A 25132-nucleotide genomic window follows, 5' to 3' on the forward strand; every position below is an offset into this window, starting at 1 on the left:
AACAGCAAAAAATGTATATTTTTTCCTTTGAAAAACTTGAGGTTTGGCAAAACTCCAGAATATTTATTTCGGATATTTATAAGTTAACTAGTAAATTTCCATCAAATGAATTATTTGGTATAACTTCTCAAATAAAAAGAAGCTCCTCTTCAATTGCAACAAATATTGCGGAAGGAACCTCGAGAAATACGAATAAAGATAAAGCTCATTTTTTAACGATCTCCTATTCATCAGCAATGGAAACTTTAAATCACCTGATTATTTCAAAAGATTTAAATTATGTATCAGAAAATGAATATCTGGGATGCAGAGAAAAAATTGAAAAAATTTGCAATCAGATAAATAGTCTAAAAAAATACTATCTTTCTAAAGAGTAACATAGTTAACAAAAATCCATTAAACGTTTTGCACGATTAAATAAATCAACAATTAAACGATTAAACAGTAAAAAGAAATATGCCATTATATACAACACAGCCTCTAAAAATATACAATTCACTTTCGGGTGAAAAAGAAAATTTCAATCCAATTCATGAAGGAAATGTTGGAATGTATGTTTGCGGACCTACCGTTTACAGCAATGTACACTTAGGAAATGTGAGAACATTTATGTCGTTTGACGTTATTTTCCGATATTTTTTACATCTGGATTATAAAGTGCGTTATGTTCGAAACATTACTGATGTTGGTCATATTGTAGATGATGTTGATGAAGGCGAAGATAAAATTGCCAAAAAAGCACGATTAGAGCAACTTGAACCTATGGAAGTTGTGCAACGCTACACGGTAGATTTTCATGATATTTTGAAATCATTTAATTTTTTACCGCCAAGTATTGAGCCAACAGCAACCGGGCATATTATTGAACAAATCGAAATCATCAAAAAAATTATCGATACCGGAATTGGCTATGAAGCCAACGGATCTGTTTATTTTGATGTTGTAAAATATAATGAAACCAACAATTACGGCGTTTTAAGCGGTCGGAATATCGAAGACATGCTGGCCAATACCCGTGATCTTGATGGTCAGTCAGACAAAAGAAACCCGCAGGATTTTGCACTTTGGAAAAAGGCAGAACCGGAACATATCATGAGATGGCCTTCGCCGTGGAGCGATGGTTTTCCGGGCTGGCATTTAGAATGTACTGCAATGAGCACCAAATATCTTGGAAATCATTTTGACATTCACGGAGGTGGAATGGATTTAAAATTCCCACACCACGAATGTGAAATTGCTCAAAACGAAGCTTGTACAGGCCAATCTCCGGTAAATTACTGGATGCATGCCAATATGCTTACCTTAAATGGTAAAAAAATGGCAAAATCAACCGGAAATAATATTTTACCAGGTGAAATTTTAAGCGGAGACAACAACATTCTAAGCAAAGCTTTTTCAGCCTCTGTAACACGTTTTTTCATGTTACAGGCGCATTACAGAAGTATTCTGGATTTTTCTGATGATGCTATAGTTGCTGCAGAAAAAGGATATAAAAGATTGATGGAAGCGGTTGATGCATTGACAGATATTAATGCAGGCGCAACAAGCTCTATAGATATTGCATCATGGAAACAATTGTGCTACGATGCAATGAACGATGATTTTAACACGCCAATTTTAATTGCACAATTATTTGAGGCCGTTCGTTATGTCAATTTACTTAAAGAAGGAAAAGAAACCATTTCTGCCGAAGATTTAAAAACATTTACAACAGCAATGAATGCTTTTGTGTTCGATGTTTTAGGTTTAAGTGATGAAAAAGCTACTGACAGTAATAATGACAAATTAGAAGGCGTTGTAAATATGCTTATCGGAATGAGGAATCAGGCCAGAGCCGATAAAAACTTCGCACTTTCAGATCAGATTCGTGATCAGTTGATTGCTTTAGGCATTCAGCTGAAAGACGGAAAAGAAGGAACCAGTTTTTCAATATAACAAACTCAATTTCTAATAAATCATGAAAGTAATTACTCCATTTGTTTTATTAGTACGTTTTTACCAAACTGCCATTTCGCCTTTTACACCGGCAAGCTGCAGATTTGAACCAACCTGTTCCAGCTATATGATTCAGGCTTTACAAACACACGGATTATTTTATGGAGGATTTCTGGGAATGAAACGTATCCTAAGCTGTCATCCGTGGGGAAAAACAGGTTACGATCCGGTTCCGGAAAAGAAATGCTCGCATAAACATTAACTTTAAATAAAGATTTACTCTGTTTTAAAGTTTTATTTTTACAATACAAAAAACAATATAATTATATGACACAAGCTTTAAATATCATTTGGAATCCTTCAGAAGGAATCGATTTAGGATTTTTTATGATTCGTTATTACAGTTTAATGTTCGTAATCGCCTTTGGATTAGGATGGTTTTTAATGAAGAAAATTTTCGAACGCGAAAATGAACCTCTAGATAAATTAGATTCTCTTTTTGTATGGACGGTTTTAGCGACTTTAATTGGCGCACGTTTGGGTCATGTTTTATTTTATGATTGGGAATATTTTAGAAATCATTTACTTGAGATATTTTTACCCTTTAAATTTGAACCAAAATTTGAATTTACAGGATTTCAGGGACTAGCAAGTCATGGTGCTGCAATTGCTATTATTATTGCCATGTATTATTACAGCAAAATGATCTTAAAACGCCCGTTATTATGGATTTTAGACCGCGTCGTAATTCCGGTAGCAAGTGGAGCAATATTTGTTCGTTTAGGAAATTTTTTCAATTCTGAAATTATCGGACATGAAACTACTTCTTCATTTGGAATTCGTTTTTTACACGATCAATTCAGTAAAGCAGAAGCTGTAAACGCAACTCAAATTGCAAACCCTAAAGATGCTTATACAGCAATTGCAACTGATCCTAAATTTGCTGATTTATTGGCACAGGTTCCTGCAAAACACCCAACACAATTGTACGAAGGATTTTGCTATATTTTTGTATTTGCCATTTTGTACTTCTTATACTGGAAAACAAATGCAAGACTTAAATCAGGTTTATTATTTGGATTGTTTCTGGTTTTATTATTCGTAGTACGATTTATTGTTGAATTTGTAAAAGAAAGCCAAGGCGGAATTGAAGCCGAATTAGGCTATTTCTCTACAGGACAATGGCTAAGTATACCTTTTATCATTATTGGTCTTTTCTTCGTCATTAGAGCACAAAGAAATCCGTTAGCAGCTTCTTAAAAGTCAGCTTCAAAATATAAAATGCCCGATAACTGTTATCGGGCATTTTTTTTATAATGAATATGAAATTCCAACTTCTATATTCTTAGTATTGTATCCGGCGTTTGCTGAACCTAAACCTGCATTCGAAACGTGTCTTACACTCGGTCGCAAATCAAACTGAAATTTATTTACGTTTAACGAAAAACCAACCGCCAGAACATCCGCGAAAGCGAAACCATCAGACATTCTTTCTGTCTCTGTATCTGTAATCATCGGACCAATACTGCCCAAAATATAAAAAGAGCACTTTTTACCAATTGGTTTTCTGACCAAAAAACCAATATTTAAAACATATTCGTGAACTTCTTTTAGCTGTGTATACTTTTCTCTTTTTTCAAGATAATCCGGTTCTTCCGGCTTTACAAAATAAAAATTCAGCAATTGATGTTTTCCAAAATTTACTTCCGGCTGAACTAAAACTTCACATTGAAAATGTTTTGTTTCCTTCAATTTATAATACAATTGCAGTTTATAAAAATGATTTGTAAAAGTGTAATCTTTATTATTGAATTCGCTTCCGAAACCATAATTAAAACCAATGGCAAGCTTAGATTTTACATCTTGAGCCGACATCTTTATTGCAAAGAAAAATACCAAAATATAGAGTAGTTTTTTATTCATACACGTGTTTTAAAACTATTTAAATATAGTACAAAAAAAAGATCCGGCTTTCACCGGATCTTTTTAATATAATATAAGCAAATAATTATGCTTTGTTGTGCTTGTCTTCGATTGTATGTTTATCATCTTTAGAAATCGTGTCAACCAATACTGGTGTAGCGATAAATAATGAAGAATAAGTTCCTACAACAATACCAACCAACATCGCGAAGATAAATCCTCTGATAGATTCTCCACCAAAGATAAACATCGTTAATAATACAATGATCATCATTAATGATGTATTCAACGTTCTTGATAATGTAGTGTTAATAGAAGCATTTACGATATCTTCAAAAGATCCTTTACGGTTTCCGATGATGAACTCTCTAATTCTGTCAAATACAATTACAGTATCGTTCATTGAGTAACCAATAACGGTAAGAATCGCAGCGATAAAGTGCTGATCCATTTCCATGTGGAAAGGCATGAATTTATAACATAAAGAGTAAATTCCTAATACAAAGATAACGTCGTGCGCTACAGCTGCAATCGCACCTAATGAATATTGCCATTTACGGAAAGACACCATTAAGTATAAGAAAATTGCTGCCATTGCACCAAGAACCGCCCAGTAAGAGTTCGTTTTAATATCTTCAGAGATAGAAGCTCCAACTTTAGACTGTTGCAATACACCTACTTTTTTACCATCAAATGAGTTGATAAATTTATCGTAAGTAGTATTTGGGTAATATTTTGCTAATGCTTTAAATAATATTTGATTCACTTCTTCATCAACTGCTACTCCATCTTCTTTGATTTTGTATTTTGTTGTGATTTTTAACTGATCGTCATCCCCTAAAATTTTAGCTTCAACCGGAGTTCCGAAAGCAGCAGATAATTCATCTGAAACTACAGTTGCGTCAACCGGTTTTTCAAATTTAACCTGGAATGTTCTTCCTCCAACAAAATCAACACCTTCATCTAATCCGTTAACGAAGAAGATAGAAGTTAAACTTACTACAACTACAATAGAAGAGAAAATGTATGTGAATTTTTTGATTTTGATAAAATCAAAGTGGAAATTAGTAAACCAATTTTTAGTAATGTTTGTAGAGAAAGTTAAATCTCCTTTTCCTGCAATATTTCTATCGATGAAAATTCTTGCGATAAAAATTGACGTAAACATTGAAGTTACGATACCAATTAATAAAGTTAAAGCGAAACCTTTAATTGGTCCTGTACCAAAGATGAAAAGAATAGCTCCGGTTAAAACGTGCGTAACGTTTGCATCAATGATAGAACGCATTGCACCATGCCATCCGTAAGATGCTGCTACAGCTTCTGCCAATGATTTACCTTCACGTAATTCCTCTTTTGCTCTTTCAAATATAATAATGTTGGCATCTACCGCAGTACCTAATGTTAATACGATACCTGCAATACCTGGTAATGTAAGTACAAAACCAAAACTTGCCATAATTCCGAATAAGAAAAGTAAGTTTAATAATAATGCTAAGTTAGCATACCAACCTGCTTTACCATAATAGAATACCATCCATAAACAAACTAATAAAAATCCTAATACAGATGAAATTGTACCCGCATCAATTGCAGCCTGACCTAAAGATGGTCCTACAACTGTTGATTGAATAATATCTGCAGAAGCCGGTAATTTACCTGCGTTTAATACGTTTGCTAAATCTTTAGTTTCTGCAACATCAAAAGAACCTGTAATTTCTGATCTTCCTCCTGCGATTGGACCACTAGTAACTCCAGGAGCAGAATAAACGATGTTATCTAAAACAATAGCAATGTAACTTTTTTGAGAAAAAGCTCTTCCTGTTAATTCTTCCCAAACTTTAGCTCCCTGACTGTTCATTTGCATAGAAACAGCTGGTTTACCCATTTGGTCAAATGTATCTTTTGCATCAGTTACAAGACCACCGTTCATAGCTGGTACATTGTCTCTGTTTCCTTTTAAAGCGTATAATTCTACAACTTCAACATCTTTTTGTTTTGCATCTTTAATTGTAGTTGGTTTACTCCAAACAAATTTTGCATAATGTTGGTCAGCGCCCAATAAAATTCTGATGTCAGCTCTTTTGAAATATTCATTTACAACAGCTGTATCTTTTGGAGCGAAGTAACCTAAAACTGGTCCTCCACCTTGTCCTAAAATTTTATCAAATAATGGGTTGTTTCCTTTTTTAGCTTCAGTAGAATCTTTAGTATCAGTTAATAAAGCATTCAATGAATCTTTAGCAACTGTTTTAGTCTCTTTAGTTTTAACCTCAGTCTTTTTTAGAGCTTCGTTTGCAGCTACTAAAAAGTTTCCGATTTCTTCTATTTTATAAGTTTCCCAAAACTCTAACTGAGCTTTTCCACCTAATAATTTTTTAATTCTATCAACATCTTTAGCACCTGGAAGCTCTACTAAGATTCTTCCTGTAGCACCCAATTTTTGAATATTTGGCTGTGTTACACCAAATTTGTCGATACGCTCTCTTAATACTTTGTAAGCACTTTCGATAGACTCATCAACTTTTTTCTAATTACTTTTTGTGCTTGTGCATCCGTCATTTCGAAAGCAATCCCGCCTTCTCCCTGTAAGTTTCTGTTAGCAAAAATTTCTGGAGAAGCTAATTTTGTAGTACCATTTGAATTTGCATCAAAAGCTTCAAAAAATTTATCCAAATAACTTTTATTTCCTTCTAAATTTGCAGTTGCGTCAGCTAATGATTTATTAAAAATCGGATTTTTAGAATTGTTTGCTAATCCTTTTAAAACATCTTTAATAGAAATTTGAAGAATAACGTTGATTCCTCCTTCTAAGTCAAGACCTTTATTGATTTGCTTATTTTTTACTTCATTATAAGTAAAATCAGTAAATCCAAGATTCAATACTTTTTCTTTTCCAATAGAATCTAAATATTTTAGCTCTTTATCAGGATTATCTCCTGCAAAAGCTTTAGCTTCACCTTTGACATTACTTGCCACGTAAGTGAACGAAAGTTGGTAAATACTTACCAATGCAAATAGAATTGCGAAAAATTTAATAAGTCCTTTATTCTGCATTATTACTAAAAATTAATTATGTTTTATTGTTTGTTTTTGTTTTAAAGTACCATAAAATAAGCCCTGACATCATTTTTATAAAACTAAAAAACTAAATCACGAATTACCACATTTTTTTTAAATCGAGCAAATATATAATTAACGGAAAGATTAACCAATTTATTTATTGATTAATCTTAAAAAAAAGACTGCAAAAGTGCAGTCTTCTCCTTTTTTTACGGAAATATTTATACTAAAATCGATTTTAGAGCATCATTCATCCCTCTAACTGCATCTGCACTTTTAGCGAATAAAGCCTTCTCCTGCTCGTTTAAATTGATATCTAAAATTTCTTCTACTCCATTTTTACCTATTATACAAGGCACTCCTATGCATATATCATTTTGTCCGTACTCGCCTTCTACGAAAACAGAACAAGCAATCATTTTCTTTTGATCATTTAAGATACTGTCTACTAAGTAAGCTACCGAAGCTCCCGGAGCATACCAGGCCGATGTTCCTAAAAGACCAGTAAGCGTTGCTCCACCCACCATTGTGTCTGCAGCAACTTTTTGAAGTACTTCTTCTGAAAGAAATTCTGTTACCGGAATTCCGTTATAAGAAGCCAAACGCGTTAACGGAATCATAGTAGTATCACCATGTCCTCCAATAACCATTGCAGAGATATCATTTGCAGGTTTATCTAAAGCTAAAGACAAATACGTTCTGAAACGTGAACTGTCTAACGCTCCACCCATACCAATAATTCTATTTTTTGGTAATCCTGTAGATTTTAATGCTAAATAGGTCATCGTATCCATAGGATTCGAAACCACAACTATTATTGTATTTGGAGAATGTTTTAGTACATTTTCGGCAACTGTTTTTACAATTCCGGCATTGATACCAATTAATTCTTCACGAGTCATTCCTGGTTTTCTCGGAATTCCAGATGTAATAACCACTACATCACTTCCGGCAGTTTTAGAATAATCGTTGGTTACACCAGATACTTTGGTATTAAAACCTGTATTTGTGGCACATTGCATAATATCCAACGCTTTCCCTTCGGCAAAACCTTCTTTAATATCCAACAACACTACTTCGCTTGCAATTCCTCTATAAGAAATAACATCAGCACATGTAGCTCCAACATTTCCTGCTCCTACAATGGTAACTTTCATATTTTATACTTTATCGGTTATTAATTTGTTTGTTTATTGTATAAACTAACAATTCGTTTAATTGTTTAGTAAATTTAAACAATTAAACGAATCCTGTAGTGTTAAAATTTATTAGGCATCGATGTTTGCGTAAACGGCATTTTTCTCGATAAATTCTCTACGTGGTGGCACTTCGTCTCCCATCAACATTGAGAAAACCCTATCAGCTTCTGCCAAACTATCAATTGTTACCTGACGTAAAGTTCTGAAGCTCGGATCCATTGTAGTTTCCCACAATTGCTCAGCGTTCATCTCTCCAAGACCTTTATAACGTTGAATAGCGGCACTTCCTCCCATTCTTTCATTCGCCTGATCACGTTGAACATCATTCCATGCGTATTCTTTTTTGTTTCCTTTTTTCACTAAGTATAAAGGTGGTGCTGCGATATAAACGTGACCTTCTTCGATCAATTCTTTCATGAAACGGAAGAAGAACGTTAATATTAAGGTAGAAATGTGACTACCATCGACATCGGCATCACACATGATGATTACTTTATGATATCTTAGTTTTTCAAGATTTAAGGCTTTACTGTCTTCTGCAGTACCAACGGTAACTCCAAGAGCGGTAAAGATGTTACGAATCTCTTCGTTTTCAAATACTTTATGGTGCATCGCTTTCTCTACGTTCAAAATCTTACCACGTAATGGTAAAATCGCCTGAAAGTTACGATCACGACCTTGTTTTGCTGTTCCACCAGCCGAATCTCCCTCGACAAGGTAAACTTCACATCTTGCAGGATCCTGCTCAGAACAATCTGAAAGTTTTCCTGGCAATCCGCCACCGCCCATAACGGTTTTACGCTGTACCATTTCACGTGCTTTTTTTGCAGCATGACGTGCCTGAGCAGCCAAGATTACTTTTTGGATAATGATACGGGCATCATTTGGATTTTCTTCCAAATAATTCTCTAACATTTCTCCAACTGCCTGAGAAACCGGAGAAACTACTTCTCTGTTTCCAAGTTTTGTTTTTGTCTGACCTTCGAATTGTGGTTCTTGTACTTTTACCGAAATAATAGCTGTTAATCCTTCACGGAAGTCATCTCCCGCAATTTCGAATTTCAATTTATCCAACATTCCGGATGCATCTGCGTATTTTTTAAGGGTTCTTGTTAAACCACTTCTAAAACCTTGTAAATGCGTTCCTCCTTCGTGTGTGTTGATATTATTTACATAAGAAAAAATATTCTCTGTATAACTTGTATTATAAATCAAGGCAACTTCAACAGGAATTTCACCTTTTTCGTGATCCATACTGATAACGTGTGAGATAATTGGCTCACGGTTACCATCTAAATAACGAATATATTCTTTTAGACCTTCGTCTGAATGAAAAACTTCAACTTTAAACTCCCCTTTTTCATCTACTTCTCTTTATCCGTAAATGTAATTGTGATTCCTTTGTTTAAGAAAGAAAGCTCACGCATACGAGCTGATAAAGTATCATATGAAAACTCTGTAGTTTGAGTAAAGATCGTATCATCAGGGTAGAAAGTCTGACGTGTACCTCTTTTATCTGTTTCTCCGATTTGTTTAACCGGATACATTGCTTTACCTCTTTCGTATTCCTGCTCGTAGATTTTACCGTCTCTAAAAACAGTAGATTTCATATGAACAGAAAGGGCATTTACTACAGAAACCCCAACACCGTGTAAACCTCCGGAAACCTTATAAGAATCTTTATCGAATTTACCTCCGGCACCAATTTTAGTCATTACTACCTCAAGTGCCGAAACACCTTCTTTTTTATGTAAATCAACTGGAATACCACGACCGTTATCTTCAACTGTTACCGAACCATCTTCATTAATTGCAACACCAATGGTATCACAATGTCCGCCCATCGCCTCATCAATAGAGTTATCAACAACCTCATAAACCAAATGATGCAGACCTCGAACTCCCACATCTCCAATATACATCGATGGACGCATTCTTACGTGCTCCATTCCTTCTAATGCCTGAATACTATCTGCTGAATAATTGTTCTTCTTGATTTCTTCGCTCATATAATTTATTCTAAAAAAATGTAATTAGTGTCTAACACGCAAATATATAAAAACGCAAATTATATATCCGTTAAATTCCCATTTAAAGCACGTAAGTTATTAACATATTATCAATAAAACTCAATAAAAAATAGAACTATCGGTTTTAAATTCCAATTTTTTATCCCGAAGCATCGGGACCAAATTCCAAAAGCTAGAAATAAAAAAATCCGAGTCTGATTTTAAATATCATCTCGGATTTTATATTTATAGATTCCAACTTAGAATTTGGAATTTCAGTATTGAAATTTATTGTTTTTTTTTGAATTTAATCTTAAATTGTAATTCCTGATTTTGAAATTTCAACATCAGCTTTTACGTGAGCCGCATTTGCTCTTCCGCTTGGATCAAGATTTTCCTGCCATTTCGGAATCCATTTTCTAACGGTTTGTGCCGCACTGATCTGTGGGTAAAATTTATGAAAGATAGAACGATATAAATATGCTTCTTTTGTTGTTGGCGAATTGTATGGAAATTCTGCAGCAGCGCCTTCTAATTGCGCATCTGTAACCTGAGTTGCACAATATTCGATCAATTCATCAATCCAGCTATATCCTACTCCGTCAGAAAACTGCTCTTTTTGACGCCATAAAATTTCTGCTGGCAAATACGGATTTTCAGGTGTATCAAATGCTTTTCTTAAAATGTATTTTTCGATACCATCATACGTTTTAGGCTGTTTTTCTTCGGGCTTAATTCGAATAGTAGCATCCAAAAACTCCTTGTCTAAAAATGGAATTCTGGTTTCTATACCATTTGCCATTGTTGATTTATCAGCACGAAGCAAATCGGCAGTAAATAATTTCTGAACTCTTTCGATAGTTTCTTTCTGAAATTCTTCTGTAGATGGGGCATTTCTAAAATACAAATGTCCACCAAAAATTTCATCAGCTCCTTCACCCGAAAGAATCACTTTTATACCTTTTTCTGAAATTACTTTTGACAACAAAAACATTGGCACACTTGCCCGTACCGAAATAATATCATAAGTCTCAATATTCCAGATTATTTTTTCCAGAATTTCAACACCTTGCTGAACCGTAAAGTGAATTTCATGATGATCTGTACCTAAAAACTCCGCTGCTTGTCTGGCTGCTTTTGCATCTGGCGCATCAGCATTTAAAGCAATAGAAAAAGATTGTAGTTTTTTACCATTTTCTGCTGATAATCTGGAAGCAATAGAAGAAAGCAAAGAAGAATCCAAACCTCCGGAAAGTAAGACACCATAAGGCATTTGACTCATCAGACGTTTACGAACAGCCTCTGTAAGGCTTTCTCTGATTAATTGTAAATCCAGATCCTGATTTGCATTTTCATAATCCTCATATTCAGGCTGGTAATATTTTACAAAACCTTTTTTAGGTGTATAATAATGCCCAGGAGGGAAAGTTGAAAATGTTTTGCACTGATCTGCAATTGATTTCATTTCAGATGCAAAATAAATCCTTCCTCTTTCATCCAGACCGTAATACAATGGTTTTACTCCCATAGGATCTCTTCCCGCAATATAATCGTCTCCATCAACAATTACAAAAGTCCAGTCACCATCTAATTTATTGCAAAAATCATATCCAAATTCTTCATATAAATGCACAATAACTTCAGAATCTGATTTTGTTCTAAACGTATGCTCTTTCAGAACTCCGTTTTTCAGTTCCTGATAATTATAAATTTCTCCATCATGAATTACCCATGCATCTTTTGTCCCCTGAATTGGCTGTTTCCCCGATTGTAAATCGACAATCGCTAAACTTTCATGACAAATAATACTCCCATTTTTCAGGATTTGAAAATCACTTTCATCAGGCCCACGATGCGACATTCTTTTAGAAAGCTCTCTTACGAGTTGCGGGTCTTTTCCTTTGCCTATAACGGCCAATATTCCAGACATACGATTGTATTTTTTATTCTTTATTTTTTTAAATAGTGGTGCAGGTTTATTTTAGCAAAAAAAACTAAATTTAAAATATTCTGTTGGGGAATGTCAAATATAAAAAAGAAAGTTAAATAATTGCTAATAATTATCTTCAAGTAATTGAAATATTACAAATTAACATTTTTAGACAAGAAAAACGTCCTCAGAAACTGAGAACGTTTTTCTAATAACTAATATATAAGTAATTAAGATTAAGCTTTTTCGTAAGCGTCGTCATGCACGCTTGCAACCGCTCTACCAGATGGATCGTTCATATTTTTGAAAGCTTCATCCCACTCCAACGCAATTTTTGTACTACAAGCAACACTTGCTTCCTGTGGCACGCATAAAGCAGCTGCATCACTAGGGAAATGTTCTGCAAAGATAGAACGATAGTAATATTCTTCTTTTGAAGTTGGCGTTTGTAACGGGAATTTATATTTCGCATTTGCCAATTGTTCATCTGAAACTTCTTTAGCTACCACTTCTTTCAAAGTATCAATCCAGCTGTATCCTACTCCATCAGAAAATTGCTCTTTTTGTCTCCATGCTACACTTTCAGGCAACATGTCTTCAAAAGCTTTACGAACAACCCATTTTTCCATCGGATGTTCTTTGTTGATCATTTTATCTTGTGGGTTGATGCGCATGGCAACATCCATAAATTCTTTATCTAAAAATGGCACACGCCCTTCGATTCCCCAAGCTGCCAGACTTTTGTTGGCACGCAAACAATCGTACATATGTAATTTACCTAATTTACGAACGTTTTCTTCGTGAAATTCTCTTGCGTTCGGTGCTTTGTGGAAATATAAATAACCTCCAAACAACTCATCTGCACCTTCACCCGAAAGCACCATTTTAATTCCCATTGATTTAATAACTCTCGCCATTAACCACATTGGTGTTGAAGCTCTTACCGTAGTTACATCATAAGTCTCCAAGTTGTAAATTACATCACGAACGGCATCTAAACCTTCCTGAATTGTAAATTTAATTTCGTGGTGAATTGTTCCGATATGTTTTGCAACGATTTGAGCTGCAGCTAAATCAGGAGAACCATCCAATCCAACTGAAAAAGAGTGCAATTGTGGATACCAGGCATCTGTAGTATCATCAGATTCAATACGTTTTTGCGCAAATTTTTTGGCTACAGCCGAAGTAATAGACGAATCTAAACCTCCAGAAAGTAAAACTCCGTAAGGAACATCACTCATCAATTGTCTCGTGAACCGCTGCTTCTAAAGCTTCTTTAATAGCAGGAATACTTGTTTCGTTGTCTTTTACTGCATCATATTCTGTCCAGTCTCTTTTATACCATTGTACAAATTCGCCATCTTTACTCGTCATATAATGTCCCGGAGGAAACAATTGGATTTTTGTACAATATCCTTCTAAAGCTTTTAATTCAGAAGCTACGTAAAAAGTTCCATGCTGATCCCACCCAATGTATAATGGAATAATTCCCATATGATCACGAGCAATAAAATACTCATCTTTCTCAACATCATAAATTGCAAATCCGAAGATTCCGTTCATTTCATCAATAAAGTGAGGTCCTTTTTCCTGGTAAAGTGCTAAAATCACTTCGCAGTCACTTTCAGTCTGAAAGTTATATTTTCCTTCAAATTGTTTGCGTAATTCTCTGTGGTTGTATATTTCACCATTTGCAGCCAAAACCAATTTTTTATCTTCTGTAAATAAAGGCTGTTTTCCCGAAGCCGGATCAACAATCGCCAAACGCTCGTGAGAAAGAATTGCTTTTTCATTGCTATAAATCCCGCTCCAGTCTGGTCCACGGTGACGAATGATTTTAGACATTTCTAATACTTGAGGTCTTAAGGTTTCTGCTTTTTGTTTTAGATCAAAGGCACATACGATTCCGCACATAATTATATATTTTTTTATTTGTAAATTTTATTTTGATAGGGCAAAGATGCGGTATTGGTTATAATTGAAAAACACAAATACCTATTTTAGTTATAATTTTAAACCATAAACTTAATTTTACATATAAAATGTAAAATTTTGGTATAAAAAAACGCTCCGAACTTGAAAATTTTAATTTTTGAAGTAAAACAACGATAAAATTTACTGTTTTTGATGATTTTTTGAATTATACTTTCGGATGTTTAAGAAACGATGAAAGATTGTTAAGAAAACGAATCACAGTTGTTCTGAAATTATTGTTTACGTTTTTTCATCTGAGAAACGAAGGATAACAAGATTGTGTGCATGCGCACCTTTGTCAAAGTTTAAAACTTTGACAAAGGTCTTATAGAATCTAGTTTATCTACAAAACACTCTCAATAGTATAATGCGTTTTATTAATCTCAAATTGAAACCCAACTTTATTCCCCATTAAATGTGCCCCCAAAGGAGATTGCGGAGAAAGTGCAATTACATTTATACCGTCAATTGTAATTTTAGGAAGTGCAACACTCAAATACAAATGAATTCCGTTTGCTTTAACCAAACTTCCGGAAATGATATTCTCAGTTGTTTTTGAAGCGTCAATTTTATCTAAAATAGCTTTTTGAGTTATAGCTTCTTTTAGTTTATTGGTCAGTTTTTCCTGTTCGATATGCATCATCGACAAAGCCGTTTCATGCTTATCGCCGGCAGAACCTTTGGCATCGTTTTTAGAATCTTCGGTCAAAGCCGAAATCATGTCCCTAAAAACATCAATTCGATCCTGAACCATTTGTAAATAATAAGAATGTATTTTTTGCTTAAATGTCATAATATTTTGCCACAAAGGCGCTAAGTCGCAAAGATCGTAAAAAAGTAAGCCACGAATTCACAAATAATATTAAATTAATTCGTGAATTCGTGGCTAAAAAACTTTAAAAAAACTTCGTGCCTTAGCGCCTTCGCGGCAAAAACTAAAAGTCGAATTTATAATTTGCTCCGCCTAAAACCTGGAATCCCTGAACAGGATAATTCAGCCATTTTTCGTAAGCCTGATTTCCGATATTATTTAATTTTAAGAAGAAAGTCAAACGATCGCTGAATTTATATCCCAAATGTGCATTGGCATCAAAATAACTTTTTAAAGAAATTACAGTTGGTTCTGTAGCTAAATCTAAGTTAGATTGCATGTCCTTACGTTCTCCCACATAAAAAACATTTAAACCAGCGTACCATTGTTTTGTAATATTTACATCCAGGCTAGAACTTAACTTCATAGTTGGTAAATTCCATGCTTCTAATTGTCCATCAGTTTTATAACTATTAAAAGTTCCGTTGATTCCGAAAGTCACGTTTTCAGAGAAATCAGCTTTTAATTCTCCGTAAAAACGAAACGTTCTGATGTCTTCATAAATAACTCCAAACGAATTTCCGTAAGCATAATTTTGATTTGTAATATCTTCTGTATAATCATTGCTTTTAAACAAAGCTTTATCTTTTTCATTCAAGTAGGACCCTGTCAAATTATAGCTTACATTATTTGCTAATTTACCTTTTAAACCTGCAAAAACATTGTATTGCGTACTTGATGGTCTCATGTTTAAAGTTGGTGACAAAAACGGATTTTCGTTAACAAAATCAGCATATGAATTTTGATTTAAACCACCATTTACTCCCGTGTAAAAAATCATTAAATCTCCAACCAATTTATACGAAGCATTTACTTTTGGATAGATATAAAACTTGTTTCCGCTGTTTTCAGAATCTAATCCATAATATAATCCCGCTCCCAATTCTAAAGTCCAGTCATTTTCATTCACAACAAAACTTGGTTCAACTCCAAAATTAGTAAGACTGTATTTTATAGGCTGTCCGCTATTTTGAAAATAATTATTCTCAAAACTTCCGCTTACGTGATCAATAATAACATTAGTGTTAATTGACTGATCCATAACATCAACTTTAAAAGTCGGTTTTACGTAAAAACGATTTTCTGAAGAAGAAAAACTATCAGAGAAATGTGTAAATCTCGTAGCAACTTTACTAAAAATTCCATCTGTAAAATCAATATTTCCTCCTAAAGAAATAGTATTATAGGAATGATTAGGATTAATTTTATCTATTAAAATAAAACGATCTTGTGGCAATAAAGTTGAGCCAAAATCGACCGGCAAACCATACCAATTGTAAACTTGATTTTGATATCCTAAATCAATATTCCATGACATATCGCGATTGTTTTGTCCGTAACCCACATTTAATGCTGTATCATAAAATTCATCATTCAAAAACACATCTTTAATTCCGCCTTGCGATGAGTGATGACGAAACATTCCCGCAACATAATCGTTATTTCCCAAATCCTGTGTAACGAATAATTCAGCATTTAATGTACCATAATTTCCAACACCCAAAGTCGCATAATTATTAAATAAACGTTCTTGTTTTGATTTATCAACACCGGCTGCTTTTCCCTTTGATGGTGTAAATGTTGACGCTACAGGAACTGATAATATACTATATTTTATAGTTTCTTTTGCCTGATTCCCCGAGTCGTCCAACGATGGTGTTTCTTTTACTTTAAAAGCATCTGATATTGTTGGCGAATAAGGTTTTACCACATTTACAGTTTCAGTACCAATGGTTTCTTCTTTCTTTTGTGCAAACGAAAGCTGAAAAACAAACAGCAAAATCAAAATGATAGTTTTATTCTGGAAATTAATTTTCATATTTATTTTTTTTGAGAGTATAGAGATTTGAGAGTATAGAGAAAAGAATAAAGAAAATAGACTTTTGCCTACATCTTGATTCTTTCGACTCTTTGTTTTTTTTTATTTTTAAATCTATATTCTATTCTCTATGTTCTTTATTCTAAAATCTATTTTCTTTATTCTATTCTCTTTATTCTATATTCTTAATTAAACCTCCCACTCCCCTTTTGCGACAAACTGGGCATTCCCTCCTATTTTAATATCAAATTCGTTTTCGGTTAATTTTCCTTTAAAATGAATTTGCGACGGACGGTTGATATAATCTCCCTGATAATTGATTAATTCAAATTCAGGTTTATGATATTTTAAAAGAAAAGCCTGAAGACATGTACTTGCACTTCCTGTTGCTGCATCCTCAACTAACTGATTATATTCAATACAAAGCATTCTGCTGAACAATTTTGAGCCTTCCAAATAATAAAAATACAAACCTCTGTGTGTTGTTTTGCAATGCTTTTTCAGCCATTCATCTGTTTTATCTTTGTCTAAAATCAAATTTTCCAATGCTCTTTTACTGCTTAATCCAACCATGACAAAGGCGCTTCCGGTTGTAACTTCCTGAATTGGAAACTGATTTTCAAAATCTTCTTTTTTCAGATTACTGAACGATGGGAAATCTTCTTTCGAAAAAATATCCCAAAATTTCGGCTGCGCAGCTTTTAACCAAATCAAATCGTTCGACTGATGAATTGAAATTGGTCCAATCGGAACATTTAATGTTATGCTTTCAGGAGAATTATCAAATATTTTATTGATCAAAACCCATGAAGTTCCAATGATCGGATGACCCGCAAACTGCATTTCCTGAGATGGTGTAAATATTTTAATTTCTGCCTTATTATTTTCTTTATCAAGCTTGGTTACAAAAGTACTTTCGGCAAAATTAATTTCGCGCGCAATCTTTTGCATTTCTTCCGAACTCAAATTTCCGGCATCTAAAAAAACAGCCAACTGATTTCCGGCATATTTTTTATCTGTAAAAACATCCACTATATAAAAAGGTAAACTCATTTTTTTAAAAGATTTTAAGAGAATAGAATATAGAGAATAGACTTTCCAATCTTTGCACTTATATCTATTTTCTTTATTCTATTTTCTTTGCTCTATTTTCTTGCTTCTATTCTCTTGTTTCTTACTTAGTAATCGACGAATTGGTTTTAGACTCTTCCAATTTGATCGCGCTTAATTCTCTTTTGCTTCTTCAACCACATCCGGATAATCTGTAAAATTGTTTATTACGTTATCCAAAATATAAGTTGCCTGATAACTGTCTTTTAATCCGTAGAAGTTTTTCGCCATCAAGACTAAACTTTTGGCTCCGTAATATTTGTAACCGGAATAGTTTTTTGCCAGTTTTTGAACCGCAACATTCGATGCGTCAAATTTGCCTTCTTTGGTTTTAAAATAAGCATCATAATACAACGCTTCTGCCGCTAATTCTCCTTTTGATGTTGCCGATAATTTAGCGTAAGCTGCTTTTGCTTTGTCTTCGTCGCCGGTTTGCATTGCCGCACGAGCTACGATAATTTGCGCATCCGATTTTACATTGGCATCTGCTTTTGCATTCTGCAATACTTTATCAGCATAAATAACAGAATTGTCGTAATCTTTTTTGTCGTAATAACACTTCATCAAATTTGCCTGAGCAAAACTTTTATTTTGAGGATAGTCTGCTTCATTTTCTAATCGCACTAAAACCGGAATCGATTTATCGCAATCTTTTGCTTTTAAGAAAATTTGAGATAATCTCGTCAATGCCTGTTCTGTAAATTCATTTCTTGGCTGACCAATTACGTATTGATAATTAGCAACTGATTTTGTTTCTGAACCTTCTGCATAAAGCAATTGTGCCAAATAAAAATTAGCTTCAAGTGCGTGCATTCCTGATGGAAATTTGGTTACATATCCTGTAAAACCAACGATTGCCTGTTTGCTGTTGTTTTGACTGTATTGTTTAAAAGCACCTTCGTAAGTATCGTTATCCAAATCAACATCCGTTACGGCAACAAAATCTAAAGTACGTACCCAGGTTGCGTATTCATCTACTTTTCCTGAATCTACATAAATCAATCTTGCTGTAGAAACAGCTTCTAAAGCTTCCGGAGTTTTTGGGAATTCTGCCGCTACTTTTTTGAATTTTATCAAAGCCTGTTCATCACGATCTGAATTGTAATAAATTAAGCCTTGTCTTAAAATTGATTTTGAAGTAAATGAACCATTTTTATATTCAGAAATTAACTGATCGTAGGTTTTAATTGCCTGATCGTTCTTTTTGTCTGTTACATAAGTATTGGCCAATTCGAACAAAACATCATCACGATATTCTGATTTTTTATACATCTGAAGAAAATTATTCAGCTCGTCGATTTTCTTATCATTTCTTGACATAAATCCGTACGAAATCGCTTTTTGAAACTGCGCATAATCCTCATCAACACCTTTCGCATCAATTGCTTTTGCGTAAGCTTCCATCGCCTGACTGTATTTAGAAGTTACAAATCGGCAATCACCCAAACGTAAATAAGAATCGTTTAAGCGAACTTTATCTTGTTTTGAATTATCAATCTGTGCCTGAAATGAATTGGCTGCCTGATCGTATTCTTTCAATTTAAAATATGTGTATCCAATATTATAATTGATGTTTTTGTATTCATCTGTAGTTTTGGCTCCTGATAAACCTGCAAATTGTTTATAGCTCATTAAAGCCGCCTGAAAATCGTCTTTAAGATATTCACATTCAGCTTTCCAAAAAGTTGCACGAGCTGTATATTCCGGATTTTTTTGTTCTTTGACAGCCCCATTAAACATCTTTAATGCTTCTGAATAATCTGATTCATTATACAATTCCAAACCTCTGTAAAAAAGCACTTTTTGGTACGCTAATTTATTCTCAGGTGTTCTGTTTTTCTCTAATAAAACCAAAGCTTCTTTGTAGTTTTTAGAAGAAATATAAGAGTCTACTAATAATTTTTCTACTTCGGCTCTGCTTGGGTTATTTGGATATTTTTTTAAGAAATCAAGTAAAATCCCTGGAACGGTTTGATAAGCATTTCCTATTTCATAACTTAATTTAGCGTAATTTAAAGCTGCATCTTCCTGAATTTGTGCATTAAAATCCATTTCAGAAGCATTTTTAAAAGCATTTAAAGCTTCTTGCTTTTTGCCCGTATTTAAATATGCCAAACCTAAATGATAATACGCATTTTGTGCCACGAAATCTTTTCCTTCAATAATTTTATTGAATTGAGAAATCGCTTTTTCATATTCTTTTTGTTCGTAATAGGCGTAACCTAATTGGTAGAAATCGGTATTATTCCATTTTCCTTTTCGGCCTGCGTATTGCTCTAAATACGGAATTGCTTTACCGTATTGTTTTAGGTTGAAATAACTTTCTCCAATAATTTTATTTAGTTCTGATTTTTCAAGTTCATTCGATTTACTCATCGCAGCCTGCCCCAAATCGATTGCTTTTTGAAAATTTCCTAATTTAAAATTCATATCAGCCTGAAAATACGAAAGTTTCTCTTTGTATTTTTCTTCGCCTGAAACTTCGTCAAAATATTTGGTAGCTTCTTTATAATCGTCTCCTTCATAAGCCATAAAACCTAAATAATATTTGGCTTGCGAACCAAATTCCGGTGAATTCACGACTTTATTAAAATAGGTTGTAGCTTCTTTTTTATTTTTAGCATTAAAATAACTGTATCCTTTCTGGAAATTAAATTTATCCTGATCAGATTTACTCATATAACTTTCATCCACTCTGTCAAACCATTGCAGGGCTTTTGGGTAATTTCCCTGTTCGAAGAAAAAATGAGCAACCTCTATATATGCCTGATTTTGTTTGGTACTTGTTGGGTAATCTGCAACGAATTTTTCCATCAACTCATCGGCATTTGCCTGATTGGTCCTAATGGCACAATTTGCGATATAATAAGCACAATCTGACTGAACTTCTTCAGTCGTGGCGTGATTTTTTACATACTCAAAAATATGTTGTGCCGAAGCGTATTGTTTGTCATTATATAAAGCCAGTGCTTTGTCAAAATCCTTTAAATCGTAGGTATATATAGCTGATTTTTGTGCCGAAACTATGGTCGAAAAAAGGACAAATTGGAGTAAAAAGAACCAGGAAAGTTTACGCATTTTAATTATATTTAGTATTCAAATGTATCATATTATACCGTTTATAACGAAACGTTTCAGGCTTTTATTATGAACAAAATTTTTAATAGTTGTTATTTTAAAGCTTGTGACGTCACAAAATATTGGTTTTCAAACTTTCTAAAATAAACATTTCTAAGGAATAAAAAAAGAACCTATTTGTAACTTCTTAAAAACTGCATCTTTATTCTGTATTTTTTTTGGGGAGCTTTAGGTCAACTGTACTTTTATGCCTCAGGTTAGATTCTATTTCGTATCTTTATTTTATTGGGCCTTCATGACAAATGATTAAAATTTATTTTGAATCCAACCGTTATCTTCTTACTTTTACCATTAAAATTGAATTTATTATGTCACAAACCGTACTATCTCTTAAGGAAGTCACTATATATCAGGAAGGAAGAAAAATTTTATCTCATATCAATTTAGATGTTCAGCATGGCGAATTCATCTACATTATCGGAAAAACAGGTTCAGGGAAAAGTAGTTTCATGAAAACTTTGTATGGAGATTTGCCTTTAACAGAAGGTGAAGGTCATATTGTTGAATTTGATTTGGCAACTTTAAAAGAAAGTGAAATTCCGTATTTGAGACGTAAAATCGGAATCGTGTTTCAGGATTTTAAATTGCTTCCGGACCGTTCTGTAAAAGATAATATGCTTTTTGTTCTAAAAGCAACCGGCTGGACAGAAAAAGAAGCCATGGAACATAAAATTGATGAAGTTCTGGACAAGGTAGGAATGAAAGATTTTGTGAACAAAATGCCACACCAACTTTCTGGCGGTGAACAACAGCGTGTTGCGATTGCAAGAGCTTTGCTTAACGATCCTGAATTTATCCTTGCCGATGAACCAACCGGAAACCTTGATCCTCAAACCAGTTCTGAAGTTCTTGAAGTGTTGAAAAAAATCAACGCAAACGGTAAAACGGTTATTATGGCAACACACGATTATGCCTTATTGATGAAATTTCCATCTAAAACATTAAAATGCGAGGATGAAAGGATTTTTGAAGTGGTGCAACGTAGCGTATAATGCTTTCTATTTTAATTCCGGTTTATAATTATAATATTTTACCTCTTGTAAATGAGTTAGTAAAACAATGTAATTTTAACGGAATTGATTTTGAAATTTTATGCCAGGACGACGCATCAAACTCTTCTGAAAACATTTTAAACCAAGAAATTAATCTTCTTCCAAATTGTTCGTTTTTTGTAAATGAAACTAATTTGGGGCGAGGAAAAACATTAATTCCCTTTCTCTAAAAGCAATTTACAATTGGTTGCTTATTTTAGATTGCGATACTTTTCCAGCTCAAAATGATTTTGTAAAAAAGTATATTGATGCTATTTCAAATTTGAAAAATAATATCCTTTTTGGGGGAATTATTTATGAAGATAAAAAACCGGAAAGCGACCAGCTTTTGCGCTGGGTTTATGGTAATAAAAGAGAAACGGTGACAATTTTGACTTCTAATTTAATAATTAAAAAAGAAGTGTTTCTTCAATATCCTTTTGATGAATCCATTACAAAATATGGTTATGAAGATTTGCTTTTTTTCTCGGTCTTGAAAGCCAGTCATTTTAAGCTTTCTCAAATAGATAATCCAACCTTTCATCTCAATTTAGAAACTTCAAAAGCATTTCTAAATAAAACAAAAATTGCTTTAGAAAACCTTGTGTTTCTTTATGATTCAAAAAAATAAAGAAAGAAGAAAACAAAATTACAACTTCATTTGAATTTTTGAGAAAACTAAAATTAACGCAATTTTCGGCTTTTCTTTTCAGGAAAAATCAAACCAGAATTGAACGGAATTTATTTTCAAAAAAACCTTCTTTGTTTTTGTTCGACCTTTATAAATTAGGTTATTATTGTACTTTAAAAAAATAACCTATGGCCTTTTCGATTGTTATTCCGTTGTACAACAAAGCCTATTATATTGAAAACACTTTAAAAAGTGTTCTCAATCAAACTTTTGCAGATTATGAAATTATTGTAATAAATGATGGTTCGACAGATGATAGCGTTACAAAAGTAAAAGGATTTAACGACAGTCGTATACAGCTTTATAATCAAGAAAATCAAGGCGCATCTGTAGCGCGAAATCTCGGAATTGAAAAAGCGAAATATGAATATATAGCTTTTTTGGATGCAGATGATTTGTGGATGACCAATCATTTAGAAATATTAAATGGCTTAATCCAAAATTTTCCAAATGTTGGAATCTTTGCCTCACGTTATGAATTAGTATTTAATAATGGAAAAAATGACATTCCAAATTTTAAAGGAATTTCTGCAGATTATGAAGGTATTATTCCAGATTATTTCGAAACCAGCCTGCCTTATCCTATTGCTACATCATCTTCAATTGCAATTCCTAAAGGTATATTTGAAAAAACAGGTTACTTTAAACCCACCATATCAAGCGGACAAGATGTCGATATGTGGATTCGAATTGCATCAAAATATCCTGTGGCGATAAGCAATAAAGTTACAGCATCTTACTTACATTATATTGAAGACAGTCTTTCAAAAACTCCAATATTAGACAAAAAATTGAACGATTTTAAGGATTACAAACAAGAAGAAGAAAATAATCCAAGCCTGAAAAAATATCTTGATACTTACAGATTAGAATATGCCTTGCAATATAAAATTGCCGGGAATGACAAAAAATCGAAAGAATTATTTAAAAATATTTTAAAAGAAAATATTCCTTTTAAAACCAAATTAATATACTTTTTACCTAGGTTTGTTTTAATCTTTTTATTAAAAATAAAAAAGTTTTTGAGAAAACAAGGTTTTAATTTTTCTATTTATAATTAGAATACTTTATAAACTCATCAAAGTCTCTAATATAATCGTCTTCGATATAAACTTCTGAAGCAACTACTAAACAAATTGAACCTGAAGAAAAATTTCGAAGTTCTCTCCAGATTCCTGAGTTAATCAATAAGCCTTCAAATGGTTTGTTTAAGGTAATGATTTGTTCTTCTTTTCCATCATTTAAAACAACATCAAAACTCCCGCTTAAAGCCACCAAAAATTGTTGAAGATTTTTATGTGCATGCCCACCCCTTTCTGATCCCGTTGGCACATCATATAAATAATATACCCTTTTAATATCAAAAGGAATTGTGTCATTTTCTATCACAGACAGATTTCCTCTTCGTTCTTCTATTTTTGGGATTGATATAATTTGAACTCCTTTATTATTTGTTTTCATATTGCATTCTTTCAAATTTTTGATGTCCCTTTTTGGCACTTTTTAGGGCATTTTTGATATTTCTAAATTCTATTTTACGCTGCTTTAAGTCAAAAAATAATTTAATAAAGATCCAAAAAATATAGTTCCTTTTGAAAATTCTTGTAAATAATGCACCTTGTATATAATATCTTTCAGGAATACTTTTTTATCTGAAGAAGTAAGGTTATCATGTTTTACAATGATTTGAGGTTCAAACAAAAGCTTCTTGTTTTTTTCTTAAAATCAAACAGAAAAATAGCTTCTTCACCCATTTCGAAAATAGCTCCTAATCCAAAATTTTCATCAAACTGAATCTTTTCCTTCTTAAGAATTGATTTATTTAGCGTTATCTCTATGGAGCTGGTATTTAAAATATCAAAAGTATTCAAATCATTTTGAGAGTGAAGGGGATAGTTCTTCATCAAATTTCCGCTTGAATTTATAGCACAAAAATTTATTACCGCTGCATGTGGAAATTTATTGTAAGCGGTTATTATTTTGTTAAGAAATTCTTCCTGATATATTACGTCATCATCTGCTATTACAAGAATTTTTCCAATAGCATTTTCAAAAGCTAAATTTCGACTTTTAGACAAACCTCTCTCCAACGAATTTACAACTCTGACATTTGAATAATCAGAAGTTAAAACTTTTTCGCTCGTGGTTTGATTAATAATTAAGATTGTAAAATTAGAGAAATGCAAAAACGGAAACATCGGCAACAAAAAATCTAATGAATCTCTATTCATTGTAGAAATTAAAATTTCGACGTCTGTATCCTTAAAAAAGCTGCCCTCTGTATGTTTCATATTCAAACAAAAGTAAAAATACTAAACGAAAAAGAGTATATTTTAAAAACATCTCTTTTAATTTTTACTAAAGCTTAATATTAGAATAAATAAAATAGTATCATAAACCAGTATAATATTTTTATTTTTGATCTTTTCAATCAGAAAT

Annotated in this window: 16 protein-coding genes and 4 pseudogenes; 8 read left to right on the forward strand and 12 right to left on the reverse strand. The window is 33.0% G+C overall.

All coding sequences use genetic code 11. The features are described 5' to 3' along the window. The first annotated feature begins 11 nt into the window (after positions 1-11). From ACZZZT_RS20705 to lgt, 4 genes are all read left to right on the forward strand, one after another. Positions 12-377, forward strand: coding sequence for a four helix bundle protein (locus tag ACZZZT_RS20705; protein ID WP_463461767.1), 366 nt, complete (start codon positions 12-14; stop codon positions 375-377). A gap of 79 nt (positions 378-456) precedes the next feature. Continuing rightward, positions 457-1935 (forward strand): cysteine--tRNA ligase, encoded by a 1479-nt coding sequence (gene cysS / locus ACZZZT_RS20710; protein ID WP_302095222.1) that lies wholly within the window; start codon positions 457-459, stop codon positions 1933-1935. Between the two features lie 22 nt (positions 1936-1957). Then, a complete protein-coding gene (gene yidD, locus ACZZZT_RS20715; RefSeq protein ID WP_463461768.1) occupies positions 1958-2197 on the forward strand; it encodes a membrane protein insertion efficiency factor YidD in 240 nt (79 codons plus the stop codon). A gap of 65 nt (positions 2198-2262) precedes the next feature. Further along, a complete protein-coding gene (gene lgt / locus ACZZZT_RS20720; RefSeq protein WP_463461769.1) occupies positions 2263-3195 on the forward strand; it encodes a prolipoprotein diacylglyceryl transferase in 933 nt (310 codons plus the stop codon). Positions 3196-3246: 51 nt separating this feature from the next. Here lgt and ACZZZT_RS20725 read toward each other — a convergent pair whose 3' ends face one another. The 10 genes and pseudogenes from ACZZZT_RS20725 to ACZZZT_RS20770 all read right to left on the reverse strand — a co-directional run bounded on the left by ACZZZT_RS20725 (position 3247) and on the right by ACZZZT_RS20770 (position 20911). Further along, the gene (locus ACZZZT_RS20725; protein ID WP_463461770.1) at positions 3247-3858 is read right to left on the reverse strand and encodes an acyloxyacyl hydrolase; all 612 of its coding nucleotides are present in this window, start codon (positions 3856-3858) and stop codon (positions 3247-3249) included. A gap of 85 nt (positions 3859-3943) precedes the next feature. After that, a pseudogene (gene secDF / locus ACZZZT_RS20730) lies at positions 3944-6915 on the reverse strand (protein translocase subunit SecDF). Positions 6916-7142: 227 nt separating this feature from the next. Then, positions 7143-8078, reverse strand: coding sequence for a malate dehydrogenase (mdh, locus tag ACZZZT_RS20735; RefSeq protein ID WP_073393161.1), 936 nt, complete (start codon positions 8076-8078; stop codon positions 7143-7145). Positions 8079-8189: 111 nt separating this feature from the next. Continuing rightward, a pseudogene (gene gyrB / locus ACZZZT_RS20740) lies at positions 8190-10129 on the reverse strand (DNA topoisomerase (ATP-hydrolyzing) subunit B). A gap of 313 nt (positions 10130-10442) precedes the next feature. Next, a complete protein-coding gene (gene asnB / locus ACZZZT_RS20745; protein ID WP_463461771.1) occupies positions 10443-12059 on the reverse strand; it encodes an asparagine synthase B in 1617 nt (538 codons plus the stop codon). 236 nt (positions 12060-12295) lie between these two features. Continuing rightward, positions 12296-13973, reverse strand: a pseudogene (gene asnB / locus ACZZZT_RS20750) (asparagine synthase B). 403 nt (positions 13974-14376) lie between these two features. After that, positions 14377-14826, reverse strand: coding sequence for a hypothetical protein (locus ACZZZT_RS20755; RefSeq protein WP_463461772.1), 450 nt, complete (start codon positions 14824-14826; stop codon positions 14377-14379). 142 nt (positions 14827-14968) lie between these two features. Then, the gene (locus ACZZZT_RS20760) at positions 14969-16723 is read right to left on the reverse strand and encodes a TonB-dependent receptor (protein WP_463461773.1); all 1755 of its coding nucleotides are present in this window, start codon (positions 16721-16723) and stop codon (positions 14969-14971) included. A 189-nt stretch (positions 16724-16912) separates the two neighbouring features. Then, positions 16913-17776 (reverse strand): PhzF family phenazine biosynthesis protein, encoded by an 864-nt coding sequence (locus ACZZZT_RS20765; RefSeq protein WP_463461774.1) that lies wholly within the window; start codon positions 17774-17776, stop codon positions 16913-16915. Between the two features lie 121 nt (positions 17777-17897). Then, positions 17898-20911 (reverse strand): annotated as a pseudogene (locus tag ACZZZT_RS20770) (tetratricopeptide repeat protein). Positions 20912-21279: 368 nt separating this feature from the next. Between ACZZZT_RS20770 and ACZZZT_RS20775 the strand changes: the two are divergent. The 4 genes from ACZZZT_RS20775 (at position 21280) to ACZZZT_RS20790 (ending at position 23754) form a co-directional block, all read left to right on the forward strand. Continuing rightward, a complete protein-coding gene (locus tag ACZZZT_RS20775) occupies positions 21280-21963 on the forward strand; it encodes a cell division ATP-binding protein FtsE (protein WP_042566438.1) in 684 nt (227 codons plus the stop codon). Beyond that, positions 21963-22193: a glycosyltransferase gene (locus ACZZZT_RS20780; protein WP_463461775.1), complete on the forward strand. Its 231-nt coding sequence runs from the start codon at positions 21963-21965 to the stop codon at positions 22191-22193. Before ACZZZT_RS20775 ends, ACZZZT_RS20780 begins: the two co-directional genes overlap by 1 nt. Before the next feature lie 17 nt (positions 22194-22210). After that, positions 22211-22633 (forward strand): hypothetical protein, encoded by a 423-nt coding sequence (locus tag ACZZZT_RS20785; protein ID WP_463461776.1) that lies wholly within the window; start codon positions 22211-22213, stop codon positions 22631-22633. A 188-nt stretch (positions 22634-22821) separates the two neighbouring features. Continuing rightward, positions 22822-23754 (forward strand): glycosyltransferase family 2 protein, encoded by a 933-nt coding sequence (locus tag ACZZZT_RS20790; protein ID WP_463461777.1) that lies wholly within the window; start codon positions 22822-22824, stop codon positions 23752-23754. On the opposite strand, the gene ACZZZT_RS20795 is transcribed toward ACZZZT_RS20790, so the two are convergent. Next, complete coding sequence (locus tag ACZZZT_RS20795; RefSeq protein WP_042566378.1) at positions 23741-24154, reverse strand: sugar 3,4-ketoisomerase; 414 nt, start codon at positions 24152-24154, stop codon at positions 23741-23743. The two genes, ACZZZT_RS20790 and ACZZZT_RS20795, sit on opposite strands and share 14 nt — an antisense overlap. Positions 24155-24369: 215 nt before the next feature. Next, positions 24370-24984 carry a glycosyltransferase gene (locus ACZZZT_RS20800; protein WP_463461778.1) on the reverse strand — a complete coding sequence of 205 codons (615 nt, stop codon included), beginning with the start codon at positions 24982-24984 and terminating at the stop codon, positions 24370-24372. Between the last annotated feature and the right edge of the window lie 148 nt (positions 24985-25132).

Source organism: Flavobacterium sp. AC274 (assembly GCF_979258275.1).